Origin of the sequence: Vibrio sp. EA2 (genome assembly GCF_033042495.1) — a bacterium.
In the GTDB taxonomy this organism is placed as follows: domain Bacteria; phylum Pseudomonadota; class Gammaproteobacteria; order Enterobacterales; family Vibrionaceae; genus Vibrio.
This window is the reverse complement of sequence record NZ_JAWLID010000002.1, coordinates 22,598-38,449: the sequence shown is the minus strand read 5'-3', so window position 1 is coordinate 38,449 and position 15,852 is coordinate 22,598. Positions and strand designations below refer to the sequence as shown.

The window sequence follows — 15,852 nt, the reverse complement described above, 5'->3', positions numbered from 1 at the left end:
CCTATGCAATTTTCTTTTCTAATAAACTGTTTACCACTTCGGCTTGCTCTGGTTTTCTCAAATCGATATCAAACGTAACCTGTGCGCCAAAGCGTTCCGGAGCCTGTTCGTCATTTCTTACATGATCAAACACCCACAATCGGTTGCCTAAGTGAAAACCTTCACTGAGGTCATGAGTGATCATGAACACGGTGAGCAGTTGCTCCTGACAAAGTGACTTAATTAAGCTGTGCATGTCTTTTCGGATGCCCGGATCAAGTGCGCCAAACGGCTCATCAAGGAGCAAAATACGCGGCTTTTTAATCAGGGCCTGAGCAATCGATAAGCGTTGTCTCATCCCACCGGAAAGCTCATGAGGGTATTTGTCCAAAGCGTGTCCTAGCCCGACTTGCTTGAGAATCGCCGTTGCTTCTTCCCGAGCTTTTTTCTTGTTGGCTCCAAAACCACGACCGGTTAAAGAGGTCAGTACACTGCTCGATTCTAACTCCTTGCCTAACATGACATTCTTTAGTGACGTCAGGTGAGGAAATACGGAATACTTCTGAAAGACAATGCCTCGTTCGATGCCGGGTTCTGTCGACAGCGGCTGACCATCAAGCAAGATCTCCCCACGAGTCTGCTTTTCTGTACCCAGTAACATGTTGAGCATGGTCGTTTTGCCGCAACCTGAAGCACCAACGATACTGACAAAGTCACCAGGATAAACATCGAGATTTAGCTTCTCTAAAACGATGTTATCGCCGTATTCTTTCCAGACTTGCTTAATCTCAATGATGGGTTTTCTCGTGTTCATGCTTATTCTCCCTGTGCTTCGTGATACCAAGGGCATGTCTTCTCAGACAGTTTTCTTAATAACCAATCCATGGTGAAAGCAAGAATGGTTATCCAGATAACATATGGAAGAATGACATCCATCGACAAATAACGACGGACAAGGAAGATGCGATAACCCAGGCCATCAGTCGCGACAATCGCCTCGGCGGCAATCAAAAACAGCCATGCACTGCCCAATGTCAAGCGAACCGCTTCGATCAATCGCGGGAATATCTGTGGCAGCACAACTCGAACAATGATTTGCCAGCTGTTAGCGCCAAGTGTCTGCGCTTTAATCAACTGCTCCTGAGGCAGTGACTGAGATTTAAGTTGAAGATCCCTGACGATAATTGGGCAAATCCCAATAAAAATAAGGACAACTTTGGAAACTTCACCCAAGCCAAAAGTAATGAACAAAATGGGAAGTATCGCCATTGGTGGAATCAAAGAAATCGCAGTAACCAGTGGAGACAGCGAAGAACGAACAACCGGTAACATCCCATTCGCTACACCGATCGCTAAACCGAACAAGGCACTCGCACCGACCCCAATCGCTAAACGTTGCAGACTGGCTAACGTGTCAGTCCAGAGCAGATAATCTCCAGTACGCTTGCTCGGTGTAAATGCCATACGATCAATAGCATCGGCAAAACTGCTAAAAGCAGGTAGTAGCTTGTCGGATGGGTTTACCGCCAGACGAGCATCAGATGCCGTCATATAAACAAACAGCAATATGATGAACGGCAGTAAACCCAGCATTACCTTACTAATGCGAGAAGGTTGACGGTTGATGAGTTTTGTCATGGCAACTCCTAAAACTCTGGGGGTGAATATCGAAACTTACAATTTGCCGTCTGCTGCCATTTGCATGTATTCAGCGGTGAAACGTAGTTTGATATTGCTTGGGTTACCATAGACACCAGAAGGTGTTTCGACACCGATAAAGCTCGCATCAGGCGCGCCTTCACCAAGGAGGCCGTGATCAAAGGAAAATTGCGCCACTTTTTGCATGGTCGATTTCAAATCTTCACTTGTTGTAAAGTTAACCGCCTCTCCCGCAGAGAAGTACATCTTAGTTGCAGCAAGTTGGGCATTGTAACCCGCTAAGTCAGTGCCAGACGCTTTCGCCATGTAGGTTTTTGCTTCATCAGCAGCGGCTTTGTCTTCACCAGACATGATCGACATGATTTCATACCATGCACCGGTTAACGCTTTGCCCAGAGCCGGGTTATCTTGCAGGGTTTCTGTATTTGCGACCATCAGGTCAATGATTTCGCCGGGAATTTGGGATGAGTCAAAAACGAGTGTACTATTAGGTTGGGATTTTATTTCGCTAAGTAGCGGGTTCCAGGTGACGGTAGAAGTGACATCATCAGTAGTAAATGCAGCGACCATATCCGCATCTGAAGTGTTTACGACTTTAACGTCTCGCTCACTGAGACCAACACTCTCAAGGCCTCGAGCCATTAAGTAGTGTGAAACACTAAGTTCAACCAAGTTAACATTCTGCCCTTTGATGTCTGCTAGTGACTTGTTATCACCTTTTAGCACAATGCCATCATTACCATCCGAGAAATCACCAACAATAACAGCCGTTGAATCCACACCACTTGCAGCCGGGATCGTCAAGGCATCCATGTTGGTCATTACCGTTGCATCAAACTGACCTGCAGTGTACTGGTTGATAGACTCAACATAGTCGTTTACCTGAATGACATCGATATTAATGCCATATTTATCCGCCCATTTATCGATAATTCCACTGTATTTTGCGTAATCCCAAGGCATCCAACCAACGTAGATAGACCAAGCGATAGTGAAATCTTGCTTTTCTTCTGCGAGCGCAGTCGTGGAAATAAAAGGTGCACTAAGCACACTAGCGGATAAAGCGATTGAGATAAGCGAGCGTTTAGAGAAAAGTGACATGGACCACCTCCAATGTGAATCACATAAATTGAACAAGCGCGCAGAGACATCACCAATGAAATTGGTTGGCCTCCCGGGCTTTTGTCCCGCCGTGTGACCTCATAAGAGGTTGACAACTCTCGGACCAGTCACTAACCGCAATTAGCCGGAACCCTAGATGTCTATTTTACCGAATTGTATCCAGTGCACTCCTATTCACTGGTTGATGACTCTTTGCTACGAACACTTAAAGTAAAGCAAAACCGATGCCATGATATAATTTATTTATTTTTCAATAAATTAAAAACACACCTCCAGTGAATGCACCTTAATCGCACCAATGAGAATCAGAATGAGCACCAATTAAGTGCATAACAGAAGGTGAACGTGACCCACAGCTCTCAAGAGCGCATCAATAAGATGAGAAATCAGATACGAATAAGTGGAGGATGTTATAGAGGGGGAGACACAAGCACATTTGCATCAGGTAGGCTTCGGTAATGAGATCACTACCGAAGCCCTTTTAACTCATACTATGCCTTTGGTGGAGTCAGCGCTTCACCATTGGTTTGGATGACGTTTTGGTACCAGTGAAAACTTTTTTTCTTTACACGATTTAACGTGCCTTGCCCGTCATTATCACGGTCAACATAAATCAGACCGTATCGTTTTGACATTTGTGCGGTTGAGGCACTGACCAAATCAATAGGTCCCCAGCAGGTGTAACCCATGATTTCGACGCCGTCCTGAAGAGCTTCACCAACCTGGTATAGATGATCATTGAGGTACTGAATGCGGTAGTCATCCTCAATCTCGCCGTTTTCGTTGATGGTGTCCGTTGCACCCAGGCCATTTTCTACGATGAATAATGGCTTTTGGTATCGGTCATAAAGTAGGTTCAAAACAATACGCAGCCCCTTCGGGTCAATTTGCCATCCCCAATCCGTGGACTCCAGATATGGATTGCTTCCCATTTTGAAAGCTTCCTCATCGGTCATCTCTAAGTTTTCGTTCTGAACACTGACACAACCCGTCATGTAGTAGCTGAATGAGATAAAATCGACCGTTTCTTTTAGCGCCTCTTTATCTTCGTCTGTGATATTGAGAACAACGCCCATTTCTTTGAATTTGCGCGTCATATAACCCGGGTAGTAACCACGGCTCTGTACATCGCCAAAAAACAGCCATTCGCGATTCTGTTGCACCGCTTCAAATACATCGTCCGGATGGCTGGTTAATGCATACTGAATAGCCCCCAGCATCATATTGCCGATCTTGGCGTCTGGTAGCAGCTCATGACAGGCTTTGACCGCTTTTGCACTGGCTACCAACTGGTGATGTATTCCCTGATAAAGCGCCTGAGCATCACTGCCGCGTGGTATGCCGGCGCCGGTAAACGACTCATGTAAAGTGGCATTGATTTCATTGAAGGTCAGCCAGTACTTAACGCGATGCCCGAAGCGGGAGAATACCGCAGTAGCATAACGTTCAAAGAACTTAATCAGCTCTCTGCTTGTCCAGCCATCATATGTCTCAGCCAAATGCAGAGGCATTTCATAGTGAGATAAGGTGACAACTGGCGTAATGCCGTGCTTTTCCAGTTCATCAAAAATCCGGTCGTAATACGCCAGCCCAGCCTCATTCGGTTCTAGCTCATCTCCCTTAGGAAAGATTCGGCTCCAGGCAATTGAAAGGCGAAAACAGGTAAACCCAAGCTCGGAAAACAACTCTATATCTTGCGGATAACGATGATAAAAATCGATCGCTATATCTTTGATATTAAAGTCTCCGTCCTGTCGATGCTTTAATTCCCCAAACGAGCCAAAAGGTTGAATATCGGATGTCGACAGTCCCTTACCATCAGCAGTATGCGCACCTTCGATTTGGTTTGCCGCCGTTGCTCCACCCCACAAAAAACCATCGGGAAAACGAAAAGACATAGGTTGCTCCTTGAAACTGACAATTAAAATCACATAAGACAAGCTAATTAAAAAGGAATACTTTGATCGTCACAACTCAATTCGAGTACAGTATGAATTAGCTGAACTAATAGATAAGAGCAAGATGGAAAACAAACAGCACGTCGTCTCAAACCTGTATACTTTCAACGTGGCCGCAAAGTGTTTAAGCTTTACCAACGCGGCCGAAGAGTTGCACTTAACTCAGGGAGCGGTAAGTCAGAGAATTAAACAACTGGAGCAGCAGTTAGGCTTCAAGCTATTTATCCGGCTGACCAGAAAGCTGGAACTGACGGAGGAAGGAAAACGACTATACGAAACAGTAAGCGGCTCTTTTTCTACCATCTTTTCTGACATTGATGATATTCGCTTTAATGAGCTCACCGGAGAGCTATACATCGGGGTCGCACCGACATTTGCTCAGTCATGGCTTTTACCTAAACTGGCAAATTTTCAGGCTCGCTATCCTAACCTGAACTTAAAGATCCGAGTGAAAGCCAGCTATCTGGACTTTCATCACGAGCCAGTGGATTTAGCTATCTACTACAGCCGCGAACCCCAATCTGATATGCATAACGAAATGCTGTTTGAAGAGCATCTGACCCCGGTTTGCACGCCACTTTATGCAGAAAAACATAAGATCACTGATCAGGTAAGTAGCTTAGCTAACGCCAATTTAATCCATTGCACAGAGTCTATTGATTCAGCCAATTACGATTTTGAATGGCAACATTGGCTCAAGCAGCAAACCGAACCGATTACACCAAACGCCAATTACTATGTTTTTAACCATGGTGAGATGGCAGTATCCGCAGTAAAAAATCATATGGGCGTAGGCATGGGACGCGTGGCGCTGATCCAGCCTTATCTTGATAGCGGTGAATTAATCGCACCATTTGGCGTGACGCCAGCCGACATGAAGTATTTACTTATTTGTCCCAAAGGAATGGAGCAACGACCGAGGTTCAAAGCGTTTACCTCATGGTTACGCAGCCAGCTTATTGAAAACGGTTAATTTAACGATTAAACGCTATCCACTCGGCCAGGCGTTGCGGCGTATCTATGTCAAACGCCGCATTGGAAAGCGGGATTTCGCAGACAGGCAGCACATCGCCGCGCAATAGATGTCGGGCACCATGCTCGCCTTGCAGTTGCATTAGCTGCTCAAAACAGCTGGCAGGAAAGAGCGCAGGCACGGCGCGCTTACCGTTATAGTGTGAACAAACAATGCGTTCAGTTTGGGCCAGTTCAGAAATTTGGATTAAATCGGCCCCATGCAGTGCCACTTGATCGGCAAGCGTGATTAGAATAGCGTCATAATCAGCCGCCAGCGTTCTGACGCCATGTGCGATCGAGTTGCCTAATCCCTCAGACCACTTGGCATTGTAGAGTAACGGTACCGATGGCAAACTACCCTCATGCTGCGCGTGCTCAATTTCGCTGTGCCAGCGGCCGGTCACAACAAATACCGGCCCGACTTTACTCCCCAGCGCGATATCCACGGCATGAGACAATAAGCTGTGACCACTATCAAGCTGACTCAGCAACTTGCAGCCACCAAAGCGTTTACTCTGCCCGGCAGCCATGATCATCACGGCGATTTTCATTTTGCCTGACTCCGACACTACTCGTACGCACCGGCCGGTATCACGCCACTTAACGAACGCGCCGTTTTTTGAGTAACCGCAGCCTGGCACTCAGCCAGAATCGACAACGCAATGGTTTCTGGTAATTCTGCGCCCAGATCAAGCCCTGCTGGACCCGATAAAGGAACGGACAACTCGTCCAGTCCAATGCCCGATTGAGCGATAACTTGCTCACGGCGGTTAACAGGACCAAGCAGAGCAAGGTAATTAAGTGGAAGCCCGGATAAAGCCGACAAAGCATTCGCGTCCATGGTGACATTATGGCTCATCAAAACCGCTGCTTTTACGGAGTTCTGCCTGCAATAATCGTTTAGTTGGTTTGCATCCCCACTCAATTTTTGCGAGAGATGAGGAAAATACTCCATTCTCCCATTGGCAGGTCTTGGATCCCACAAGCTCACTCGCCAACCCAATTGATGCGCCAATTGAGCGACGGGTCTTGCGTCAATACCGCCGCCGACGATAAGCAAATGCAAGGGCGGCTCTATTGCGGTACACAGCCATAACTCATCGTCCTGTTCGATAAGTTGCGAGCGCCGGGCTTGCTGCAGCCCCGGCAGCGGCTCGTCCATAAATCGGGCTGCGACATCCTGATTCGATACTTTTTGAAAGTAGTAACCTTTACGATGCTGTTGCAAAGCCTCTAACACTTGGGGAAGTCCTAAATAACGATTTTCCTCTGTTAGTGGCTGTAAAAGGATATGCACGGTTCCACCGCACCCAATACCAAGCTGAAAAGCCAGGTCATCCTCATCACTGCCGTCATAGGTCAGCGTTACGGGCTGTTGATTCAGCATCACTTTGCGCGCGTGCAGGTGGATATCGGATTCAAGGCAGCCACCACTGAGCATACCTAACTGGTGTCCGGCATCACTGAACAACATCATCGCACCCGCTTTACGATAGGCGGGGCCTTCGGTTTTATAAACGGTTCCCAGTACCCAAGAATCTTCGTCTTTCAGACCAAACCATTGGGTCAATAGATACAACAAATGATTAGACATCACTCTTCACCTGGCGTCGTTGAATTGAGAGAGTCCAATAGCTGGACTCTCATCCTAAGTAGAGCGACTTAAGCCGTCGCCAATTTCAGGGGTAAGGTGTGTAAACGCTGTCCGGTCGCGGCTGCAACGGCATTTGCCACTGCAGGAGCAATAGGTGGAACACCTGGCTCACCGACACCAGTAGGCGCTTCTGCCGAAGGAACAATGTGGACTTCAACTTCCGGCATCTGATTTAAGCGCAATACCTGATAGTTGTGGAAGTTCGATTGCTCTACGACTCCGCCCTCACCCAGCGTGATTGAACTCATAAGTGTAGGAGACAGACCAAAACCGATACCGCCTTCCATCTGAGCAGCGATAACATCCGGATTCACCGCTACACCACAATCAACAGCACACACGACTTTGTCGACAGAGATACTGCCGTCTTTGACCGTAACCTGAGCTACCTGAGCAACAAACGTATTGAACGACTCATGTACCGCAACGCCCAAGCCAGTACCAGCAGGAAGTGTTTTACCCCAACCCGCTTTTTCCGCAGCCAGTTTGAGCACACCTTGCCAGCGAGGATGTTTAGCCAGTAATTGCATGCGCATTTCGACCGGATCTTTGTTCGCTTTTACCGCAAGCTCATCAATCATCGTCTCAACTGAAAACGCGGTATGAGTACTGCCTACAGAGCGCCACCATTGCACGGTTGGCCCCTCGTTAACCGTGGTCAATTCGATGGATAAGTTCGGAATCGCATATGGGATGTTAGACGCCCCTTCCACCGATGTATTATCGATGCCCTCTTTTACCGAGAAAGCTTCAAAAACCGTATTGGTCAGAATCGATTGACCAACGATATGTTGCTGCCAGCTTGAGATGTTTCCATCCGCATCGAGACCCGCCTGAATACGATGCACATAAGCAGGACGGTAGTAGCCCACTTGCGTATCATCTTCTCGGCTCCAGACTAATTTAACTGGCGTGCCTTTCTTCTGTTTGGCGATTTCAACGGTTTCAATCAAATAATCAGAATGCGGGTTCGCACGGCGACCAAAACTACCACCAGCGAGTAACATGTTTATGGTCACTTGCTCTGGTTTCATTCCCAACACTTTAGAGATGTTCATTTGATCCACGGTTTGAAATTGTTCACCGTTCCAGATCTCACAGCCATCATCAGTGACATGAGCGACACAGTTCATCGGCTCCATGGCTGAGTGGGACAAAAACGGGAACTCATATACGTTATCAATAACCGTGTCAGCTTGCTCTAGTGCGGAGGTCGCATCCCCTTCGCTGCGAGCAGGCAAGCCAGACTTTTTCACCAGCTCTTTGTATTCCGTCATGATTTGCGACGAACTTTTGCTAAACGCGTCGCTTTCATCCCAGGTGACCGAAAGCAGGTCTCGCGCTTTCTTCGCACTCCAGTAATCTTTTGCAAGGACGGCTACGCCGGTTGGAATCGTCAAAACATCAACCACTCCCGCTGATGCCTTCGCCTGATCGGCATCCAGAGACTTTAACTTGGCACCAAATTTCGGCGGGTGTAAAACCATCGCTGTCAGCATACCTGGCAACTTAAAATCCTGGGTGAAGATAGCGGTACCGTTGTTTTTGCCCGTATCTTTGCGACTGACGTTTTGTGTACCGATAAAAACAAACTGTTCTGGCTTTTTAAGTTTTACACTTTCTGCATCCGGAATCGCTTGTTTCGCAGCGTCTTCTGCCAACTCGCCAAAGGTCGCCTTATTATTACCGTGACTAACGATACCTGATTTCACCTGAATTTCTCTGGCATCAACGTTCCAACGCTGAGCGGCAGCCGCGACTAACATCGCTTTAGCAGCGGCACCCGCGGTGCGCATTTGAGTATAAGAGTTGGCGATGGCAGTACTGCCACCTGTACCCTGCATTTCACCCCAAAATGTGTTGTTGTAACGTTTTGCATCTGCTGGGGCACCTTCCGCTACCATTTGATTCCAGTCAGCATCGAGCTCTTCAGCCACTAACGTCGTCAAACCGGTATAGGTCCCCTGACCCATTTCGATATGTTTGATCATTACGGTTACTTTATTGTCAGTCCCGATACGAACAAAAGCGTTAGGTTCAAATGATACGGCGGAGGAAGTGGCCTCTGCCGCTTGTGCATTACGTGATGCAGGGATGGAAAATCCTAAGGTTAGCCCGGCACCCAGACCACCCATGATTTTTAAGAACTTTCGACGACCGAGTGCAACATCTTCAGCCGGATTTGAAAAGGACATTCTACGCATGATTTATCACTCCTTTGTCAAACGACTTACAGCTTGGTCGCAGCATCTTTGATTGCTTTACGAATACGAACGTACGTGGCACAGCGGCAGATATTACCGGACATCGCCGCATCGATATCATCATCGCTCGGGTTGGAATTATTCTCTAATAATGCAACCGCAGACATAATCTGTCCGGACTGACAATAACCACACTGCGGAACTTGCAGTTCATCCCAAGCTTGCTGAACCACTTTCGCTGCAGGGCTTTCCACCCCTTCTATCGTGGTAATTTTCTGGCCGACCGCCGCCTGAATAGGCGTGACACAAGAACGAATCGGCGAACCATTCAGGTGTACCGTACAAGCACCACACTGAGCCATTCCGCACCCGAATTTGGTACCAGTCATTTCAAGATGGTCACGAACCGCCCATAAAATAGGCGTATCCGGAGTTGCATCGATTTCTCTATCGACACCGTTCACATTTAAAGTCACTGACATGGAGCTTCTCCTGCTCTCTATAATGATGAGTAAGCGCACTTCCCCCTTCTACTAAGAGAAAAGGCAGCACCTTAATTTAATTAAGTTTGTTGAGCATCAATAATTATAGAAGTACATAAAAGGCGTGCCAGACAGAAAATCCTTAGTGCTTGCCTAATTGTCCAAAATATTAGCAACAGCACCCGCATATACATGAGGGAGGTTAAACCTACCGGTCTGGTCATGATGATAAAGCGCTCCAGCACCAATAAGGCCTATCAAGGACGAAGAGAAAATAGGCCAAGCAGATAAGGCATTCAGCTGAATAAACTACAGCAAATTTTCTTTTCCTCTCTTTACCCCTTAATTGCCCCGTAATCTGCTTACACTCTCACCAACATTGATCATTCTGCAACATTTAGGTGCACAACACCCTTCGCTTTTGTTGACAAAATACCCAACAAACCCCGTCGTAACTGTATACAACCATGTGGCATGAAAAGTGCTTTTCATAAAACGAGCACCAAGAAAAATATTTTACTTGATGTTGTTATGTTAAGAAAAAGCCGGAAGCAGCATGCTTATCCAATGATGTCTTGGAGCTGCTTATTTGGTGAAAAGGCGTAAGTTTGCGCTGAACATGGATTGAATTGAATACTGAGGGAACAATCATGAAAACACGATTACGTAGTTATCTTTCCACCGCTGTTAAATCAAGCTTGTTGGTTGCTAGCTTAGCTGGCTTTCAGTCAACTGCAGTAGCGAATGAAAATGAAGCAACACTGACAATTCTTAACTCACAGTGGTTAGATGCGTTACGTGGTGAATCTTTATGGGGCGCGGTTACAAAGTTTGAGGCTACTGACCCAAGTATTACCCTTGAACGTGAAATGATTTCTTCATCAGAAATGTATACAAAAATGATGACACAGTTAGCAGGTGGCCAGGGTGCTGACCTGTTAATTCTTCAGGAAGGTCTGTTTTACTCTGCAGCAACTGCTGGATTTCTAACAGACATTAGTGAAGCAGTGGAAGGTGTCGATAACCTTAATACAACCAATAGCAACGGTGTTGTTGATGGTAAGCGCCTGGGTATCGCATGGCAGCGTGCTCCTTATGCACTTATCTACAACAAAACACTTGCTGATGACGCACAGGTGTTTCTGCACCAACAACGGTTGATGAGCTAATTGCAGCGGCTAAAACCGTGCATGAAAAATCTGACGTGATTGGCTTTACCGCTCGTCACCGTATGGCGGATGTCAGCACATGGGCAATGGATTTCCAAAACTGGGCGTTTGGTTACGGTGTAAACTGGGTGAATGCTGATGGCAAGCTGACGGTGAATACGCCAGAAGCGGTAAAAGCGGTTGAAGCGTTTAAGAAGCTATACGATGCGGATGTGATTCCAAAAGGTGATGACTTCCCGACGCAACGTACTCGCTTTAAGCAAAACCAGGTCGCATTCAGTATTGATAACAGCGGCGGTACTTTGAATATTGCCAACGGTGGTGAATTAGATTCTAAAAACCTGGCGGCTGCATTACTACCATTCCCTCAACCAGGTGCTCACCAGCAGTTATTTATCGCACTTAACGCCGAAAGCGAGCACAAAGCTGAAGCGATTAAGTTCCTGAAATGGCTAGTTTCAGCAGAAGGCCAGAACTCTTTACGCCAGGCATCTGGTCCGGATTCACTAGCAACCGATGTTCCTGTTACACCTGAGTTTCTTGCTGCGAACCCTTGGGCTGCTTCATTTGCAGAAGCGGGTAAGCACTCACGCAGTACTCTGATTCCTGGATACGAAAACGAAACTCCGGCGATCATGCGTACCGTTATGGGCGCGGTAGAAAAAGTCATTGTTGCTAATGAAGATGCTAAAGAAGCGCTAGATTTCGCTCAGAAGCGTATTTCAATGAAATACTAAACCAGAGTCCTATCGATTAAGAGAGTCCTCATGGAAGCAATTTTAACACAACGCTCGCGTAAGTCGCGGGCGTCCCTTCTGCCCTATTATTTCGTCGCTTTGCCGATGATCTATTTGGCGGTATTTATGTACTGGCCGCTGATTAAAGAGATGTATATGAGTTTGACATCAGCGATGTTGACCAATCCATCAGGCGGTAAATTCATTGGTTTAGGGAACTACGAACTACTGTTCCAGGACCCAACCTTCTTTAAAACGGTAAGAGTCACGATTGTTTACTCACTACTGTCTGTAGTGTTTAGCGTGGCGTTAGGTGTTGTAGCAGCGCTTGCTATCAACCGTCCTTTCCCTGGACGTGCCATTGTGCGTGCAATCCTTCTGTTTGGATGGGCGGTACCAAGTGTAGCAGCAGCGTTGATCTGGTTGTGGATGTATAACGAGCGTTCAGGTGTCTTTAACGAGATTGCACAGATGCTTGGTTTTGATGCGCAATCCTGGCTGACAAACGCAGATATGGCGATGACATCGATTGTTTTGGTGACTGTTTGGCAAGCCGTACCATTTGTGATGCTGGTTGTCCTGGCTGCCCTTCAGTCGGTACCTGATGAAGTAAGAGAAGCAGCTCGAATTGACGGAGCAGATGCACTTAACGTTTATCGTAATGTGACCTGGCCACACATCCGCCCTGCGGTTCAGCTGGTCGCGCTACTGATTACTGTATGGTCAATTCGCCGTTACGATTTGATTTACCTTCTTACAGGTGGTGGTCCACTAGACAGTACCGGTACTTTGGTTGTCCAGCTTAAACAAATCGCATTCCGCGACTATGACCTTGGTGTAGCAAGTGCTTACGGGGTTGTCGGACTGGTACTTGCGATGTTGGTTGCTGCTTTCCACCAATATGTAGAACGTCGTCAGGCAAGGAAATAGATATGTTGTTACGGAAAACACCTGCGTTATTACGCTATGTATTGATCGCAATCTTACTGGCCTTTAGTGGGTTCCCGATCTACTGGATGCTGAATACTGCGCTATCTTCTGAAGCTCAGCTTTATAATGAAGGTCAGAGTTTTTGGCTCCAGCTAGAAAACCTACCGGCCATGTTTTCGGCAATAGGCAGTGTGCCAGTTATGCACTGGTTGTTTAATACTTTCTTCATTGCTGCGGGCACGACAATATTAAGTTTGTTATTAGGCTCTTTGCTGGGTTACGCATTAAGTCGACTCAAATTCCATGGTAAAGGCCTGATTGGTTTCTTACTGTTCACTACACAGGTTGTGCCTGAAGCATTGTTGGTTGTTCCGCTTTACTCAATGTTTATTACTATGGGCTTGCTCAATAGTATGTATGGTCTGATTCTGGCTAACGTTGGTTTTGCTCTGCCTGTTGCTGCTTTTATCATTAAAGGTGCGATCGATCAGGTTCCTTACGAAATTGAAGAATCAGCTGCGGTTGATAACTGCCCACGTTTTGGCATTTTCACGACCATCATTCTCCCTTTGATAGCTCCAAGCTTATCAGCGGCGGCGGTCATTTCATTCTTCTCCGGATGGAACGAATTCCTGTTCGCTTCAACCTTTGTTAATGACGACGATTTATGGCCAGCGAGTGTCGGTTTGGCTTCATTCATTGGTCAATACGACACACCTTTATCAACCGTTATGACGGCGGCGCTGATTTTCAGTATTCCAGCCATTGTCTTTTTCCTAATTATTCAACGCAGAATTGTAGCTGGTTTAACTGCTGGCTCAGTTAAGGGGTAATCATGCCTAAACTTAATTTCAACAATATCTCTAAGTCTTTTGGTGATCATACCGTCATTAGCGAATTCAATGCTGAAGTCAATGACCGCGAGTTTCTGGTTCTACTGGGTCCATCAGGCTGTGGTAAATCAACACTACTTCGCATGATTGCTGGTTTGTCTGATATTTCAGGCGGCGAGTTCCTTATCGACAATCAAGTCGCTAACGACTGGACGCCGAAAGAGCGTGGCATTGCGTTTGTATTCCAGACGTATGCGCTATATCCACACTTAACAGTGCGCGAAAACATTGCGTTCCCATTAATGATGAACCGCTTTAACTGGTGGCATCACTTACCGATTATTAACACGCTAAAACGTTGGTCTCTGATGAAAGATGCCGCCATCGTAAAAGCGACTGACAAAATCGCTGAGCAACTTGAGTTGACGCCGCTACTGGACCGTCGCCCTGCTGCGCTTTCTGGTGGTCAGCGTCAACGTGTAGCGCTAGCACGTTCATTGGTTCGTGACCCATCTATCTATCTTCTGGACGAGCCGCTATCAAACCTGGATGCAAAATTACGTACTCAGATGCGTTCTGAAATCTCTGCGTTACACAAAAAAGTGCAAAAGACCTTTGTCTATGTCACGCATGACCAGGTTGAAGCGATGACCATGGCAACGCGAATCATCATCATGAACCAGGGTGAGATTCAGCAAGTCGATACACCGGAAAATATTTATAACGATCCGCGTAATACCTTTGTCGCTCGCTTTATTGGTTCACCAGCGATGAACCTGATTACGGTTGATATTGACGGTAAAGAGCTAAAAGCTTCAGGACACGAAAGCTGGACACACTCTGGTGCGTTACCAGAGGCGAAGAAAGCGATCCTTGGCGTTCGTCCAGAGAAAATGATTCTCGCAGAGGGACTGGAAGGGTTAATTAAAGGCCACGTGGTTGCGGTAGAAAAGCTTGGTGCTGAAACAGTGGTGGGTCTCAACCTTGGTCTCGAAATCGATGAAGAAGAAAACTTGATCGAGAAAGACACCATTTTTATTCGAGTTCCGGGCAATGTGCACCTTGAAATCGGTCAGCAAGGCTCATTTAGCTATGAGGCTGAAGATTGCTACTGGTTTGATGAAGAAACCGGGGAGCGTATCGAAAACCCTGTGGGAAAGCTTTATGAACTGGATAACCGTGTCACTGGCCGAGTAAAGCAAGCATAAAACAAAGAGGCGATTGAGTTTGGGTGTAAATATGTCTGATACCAATAAAACCAAAGTAGTCAAAGACTCATTTATCTCACGCGTAAAAGAGCATTATCCATCGTTGCACCCTGTTGAGAAACAACTCGCGGGATTTATATTGGACTTTCCGGGTGAATTAGCCAGCTACACTGCGTCAGAACTGGCTTCTTTGGCCGGGGTATCTAATGCAACCGTGTCTCGTTTTATTCGTCATATTGGCTATCAAAACTTTGATGAAGCGAGACGGCAGGTACGAGAGGAACGTAAATCGGGGGTTCCTCTGTTTCAAGCTGAGCGAAAAGCGGTGTTGAGTGATGAAAAGATGCCAGACACCAGCATCCTCTACGGAAGCAATATTACTGAAACGTTTAAACAACTTGGTGAATCACGAGTAAATAGTATCTCAGATAAGATGCTTAACTCTCGCCGAGTGTGGGTTTTTGGTTTCCGAGCAAGCCATGCTTTAGCAGCCTACTTTCAACTTCAGTTATACCAACTCAATGATGAGGCTCGCTTAGTCCAGACCGGTGATGGTGGCTTGGGCGAGTTTCTTAGCGCCATAAACGAACAGGATCTGGTGGTTTTGTATGGCTTACGTCGCCGCCCAACTATATGGCGTCAATTGCTTAGTCAATGCATAGACACCGGAGCCGAAATATTGCTGATTAGTGACAATCACTTAGCGTTTAATCAGGAAGTCTCCTGGCACATTCGCTGTTGTTGCGACAATACAGGCCCACTTGACGATCACACCTCCGTCATGGCCTTAAATCACTTGCTACTTAATGCAGCTTTTGAACGTGCTGGCCCCAACGAGCGCCGCAGACTCGCAGATTCATATAATCAGCATCAGCAATTGGATGAACTGTAAAACAGCCAATT

Annotated in this window: 15 protein-coding genes and 1 riboswitch; of the genes, 7 read left to right on the top strand and 8 right to left on the bottom strand. The window is 46.7% G+C overall.

All coding sequences use genetic code 11. The features are described from left to right. Position 1: 1 nt before the first annotated feature. The 4 genes from RXX31_RS04550 to RXX31_RS04535 all read right to left on the bottom strand — a co-directional run bounded on the left by RXX31_RS04550 (position 2) and on the right by RXX31_RS04535 (position 4,658). On the bottom strand, positions 2-793 hold the full coding sequence (locus RXX31_RS04550) for an ABC transporter ATP-binding protein (protein WP_317587922.1): 792 nt from the start codon (positions 791-793) through the stop codon (positions 2-4). A 2-nt stretch (positions 794-795) separates the two neighbouring features. Further along, positions 796-1,617 carry an ABC transporter permease gene (locus RXX31_RS04545; RefSeq protein ID WP_317587921.1) on the bottom strand — a complete coding sequence of 274 codons (822 nt, stop codon included), beginning with the start codon at positions 1,615-1,617 and terminating at the stop codon, positions 796-798. Between the two features lie 36 nt (positions 1,618-1,653). Then, complete coding sequence (locus RXX31_RS04540) at positions 1,654-2,739, bottom strand: putative urea ABC transporter substrate-binding protein (protein ID WP_317587920.1); 1,086 nt, start codon at positions 2,737-2,739, stop codon at positions 1,654-1,656. A 68-nt stretch (positions 2,740-2,807) separates the two neighbouring features. Beyond that, positions 2,808-2,907, bottom strand: a riboswitch (guanidine-I (ykkC/yxkD leader). A 344-nt stretch (positions 2,908-3,251) separates the two neighbouring features. Next, positions 3,252-4,658, bottom strand: a complete 1,407-nt coding sequence (locus RXX31_RS04535; RefSeq protein ID WP_317587919.1) for a glycoside hydrolase family 1 protein — start codon at positions 4,656-4,658, stop codon at positions 3,252-3,254. 124 nt (positions 4,659-4,782) lie between these two features. Between RXX31_RS04535 and RXX31_RS04530 the strand changes: the two genes are divergently transcribed. Next, a complete protein-coding gene (locus RXX31_RS04530; RefSeq protein WP_317587918.1) occupies positions 4,783-5,691 on the top strand; it encodes a LysR substrate-binding domain-containing protein in 909 nt (302 codons plus the stop codon). Between the two features lies 1 nt (position 5,692). Here the strand turns inward: RXX31_RS04530 and RXX31_RS04525 are convergent, their stop codons facing one another. The 4 genes from RXX31_RS04525 to RXX31_RS04510 all read right to left on the bottom strand — a co-directional run bounded on the left by RXX31_RS04525 (position 5,693) and on the right by RXX31_RS04510 (position 10,072). Continuing rightward, positions 5,693-6,283, bottom strand: a complete 591-nt coding sequence (locus RXX31_RS04525; RefSeq protein WP_317587917.1) for a nucleotidyltransferase family protein — start codon at positions 6,281-6,283, stop codon at positions 5,693-5,695. A gap of 17 nt (positions 6,284-6,300) precedes the next feature. Next, positions 6,301-7,326: an XdhC family protein gene (locus tag RXX31_RS04520; protein ID WP_317587916.1), complete on the bottom strand. Its 1,026-nt coding sequence runs from the start codon at positions 7,324-7,326 to the stop codon at positions 6,301-6,303. A 68-nt stretch (positions 7,327-7,394) separates the two neighbouring features. Next, entirely contained in the window at positions 7,395-9,590 is a 2,196-nt protein-coding gene (locus RXX31_RS04515) for a xanthine dehydrogenase family protein molybdopterin-binding subunit (RefSeq protein ID WP_317587915.1), read from the bottom strand. A 26-nt stretch (positions 9,591-9,616) separates the two neighbouring features. Further along, positions 9,617-10,072 (bottom strand): (2Fe-2S)-binding protein, encoded by a 456-nt coding sequence (locus RXX31_RS04510; protein WP_317587914.1) that lies wholly within the window; start codon positions 10,070-10,072, stop codon positions 9,617-9,619. Positions 10,073-10,722: 650 nt separating this feature from the next. On the opposite strand from RXX31_RS04510, the gene RXX31_RS04505 reads away from it, so the two are divergent. Genes RXX31_RS04505 through RXX31_RS04480 form a run of 6 tightly spaced genes read left to right on the top strand, consistent with a single transcriptional unit; the run spans position 10,723 to position 15,841 of the window. Then, positions 10,723-11,241, top strand: coding sequence for an extracellular solute-binding protein (locus RXX31_RS04505; protein ID WP_317587913.1), 519 nt, complete (start codon positions 10,723-10,725; stop codon positions 11,239-11,241). Positions 11,242-11,258: 17 nt separating this feature from the next. Continuing rightward, on the top strand, positions 11,259-11,978 hold the full coding sequence (locus RXX31_RS04500; RefSeq protein WP_317587912.1) for an extracellular solute-binding protein: 720 nt from the start codon (positions 11,259-11,261) through the stop codon (positions 11,976-11,978). A gap of 30 nt (positions 11,979-12,008) precedes the next feature. After that, the gene (locus RXX31_RS04495; RefSeq protein WP_317587911.1) at positions 12,009-12,908 is read left to right on the top strand and encodes a sugar ABC transporter permease; all 900 of its coding nucleotides are present in this window, start codon (positions 12,009-12,011) and stop codon (positions 12,906-12,908) included. Positions 12,909-12,910: 2 nt separating this feature from the next. Beyond that, positions 12,911-13,741, top strand: a complete 831-nt coding sequence (locus RXX31_RS04490) for a carbohydrate ABC transporter permease (RefSeq protein ID WP_317587910.1) — start codon at positions 12,911-12,913, stop codon at positions 13,739-13,741. Positions 13,742-13,743: 2 nt separating this feature from the next. After that, positions 13,744-14,949, top strand: coding sequence for an ABC transporter ATP-binding protein (locus RXX31_RS04485; RefSeq protein ID WP_317587909.1), 1,206 nt, complete (start codon positions 13,744-13,746; stop codon positions 14,947-14,949). Between the two features lie 31 nt (positions 14,950-14,980). Further along, entirely contained in the window at positions 14,981-15,841 is an 861-nt protein-coding gene (locus tag RXX31_RS04480; RefSeq protein ID WP_317587908.1) for a MurR/RpiR family transcriptional regulator, read from the top strand. The last annotated feature ends 11 nt before the right edge of the window (positions 15,842-15,852 follow it).

Bases quoted from the DNA above. Each gene is read 5' to 3' on its own strand.
- RXX31_RS04550 (WP_317587922.1), bottom strand. From the start codon at position 793: ATGAACACGAGAAAACCCATCATTGAGATTAAGCAAGTCTGGAAAGAA.
- RXX31_RS04545 (WP_317587921.1), bottom strand. From the start codon at position 1,617: ATGACAAAACTCATCAACCGTCAACCTTCTCGCATTAGTAAGGTAATG.
- RXX31_RS04540 (WP_317587920.1), bottom strand. From the start codon at position 2,739: ATGTCACTTTTCTCTAAACGCTCGCTTATCTCAATCGCTTTATCCGCT.
- RXX31_RS04535 (WP_317587919.1), bottom strand. From the start codon at position 4,658: ATGTCTTTTCGTTTTCCCGATGGTTTTTTGTGGGGTGGAGCAACGGCG.
- RXX31_RS04530 (WP_317587918.1), top strand. From the start codon at position 4,783: ATGGAAAACAAACAGCACGTCGTCTCAAACCTGTATACTTTCAACGTG.
- RXX31_RS04525 (WP_317587917.1), bottom strand. From the start codon at position 6,283: ATGAAAATCGCCGTGATGATCATGGCTGCCGGGCAGAGTAAACGCTTT.
- RXX31_RS04520 (WP_317587916.1), bottom strand. From the start codon at position 7,326: ATGTCTAATCATTTGTTGTATCTATTGACCCAATGGTTTGGTCTGAAA.
- RXX31_RS04515 (WP_317587915.1), bottom strand. From the start codon at position 9,590: ATGCGTAGAATGTCCTTTTCAAATCCGGCTGAAGATGTTGCACTCGGT.
- RXX31_RS04510 (WP_317587914.1), bottom strand. From the start codon at position 10,072: ATGTCAGTGACTTTAAATGTGAACGGTGTCGATAGAGAAATCGATGCA.
- RXX31_RS04505 (WP_317587913.1), top strand. From the start codon at position 10,723: ATGAAAACACGATTACGTAGTTATCTTTCCACCGCTGTTAAATCAAGC.
- RXX31_RS04495 (WP_317587911.1), top strand. From the start codon at position 12,009: ATGGAAGCAATTTTAACACAACGCTCGCGTAAGTCGCGGGCGTCCCTT.
- RXX31_RS04490 (WP_317587910.1), top strand. From the start codon at position 12,911: ATGTTGTTACGGAAAACACCTGCGTTATTACGCTATGTATTGATCGCA.
- RXX31_RS04485 (WP_317587909.1), top strand. From the start codon at position 13,744: ATGCCTAAACTTAATTTCAACAATATCTCTAAGTCTTTTGGTGATCAT.
- RXX31_RS04480 (WP_317587908.1), top strand. From the start codon at position 14,981: ATGTCTGATACCAATAAAACCAAAGTAGTCAAAGACTCATTTATCTCA.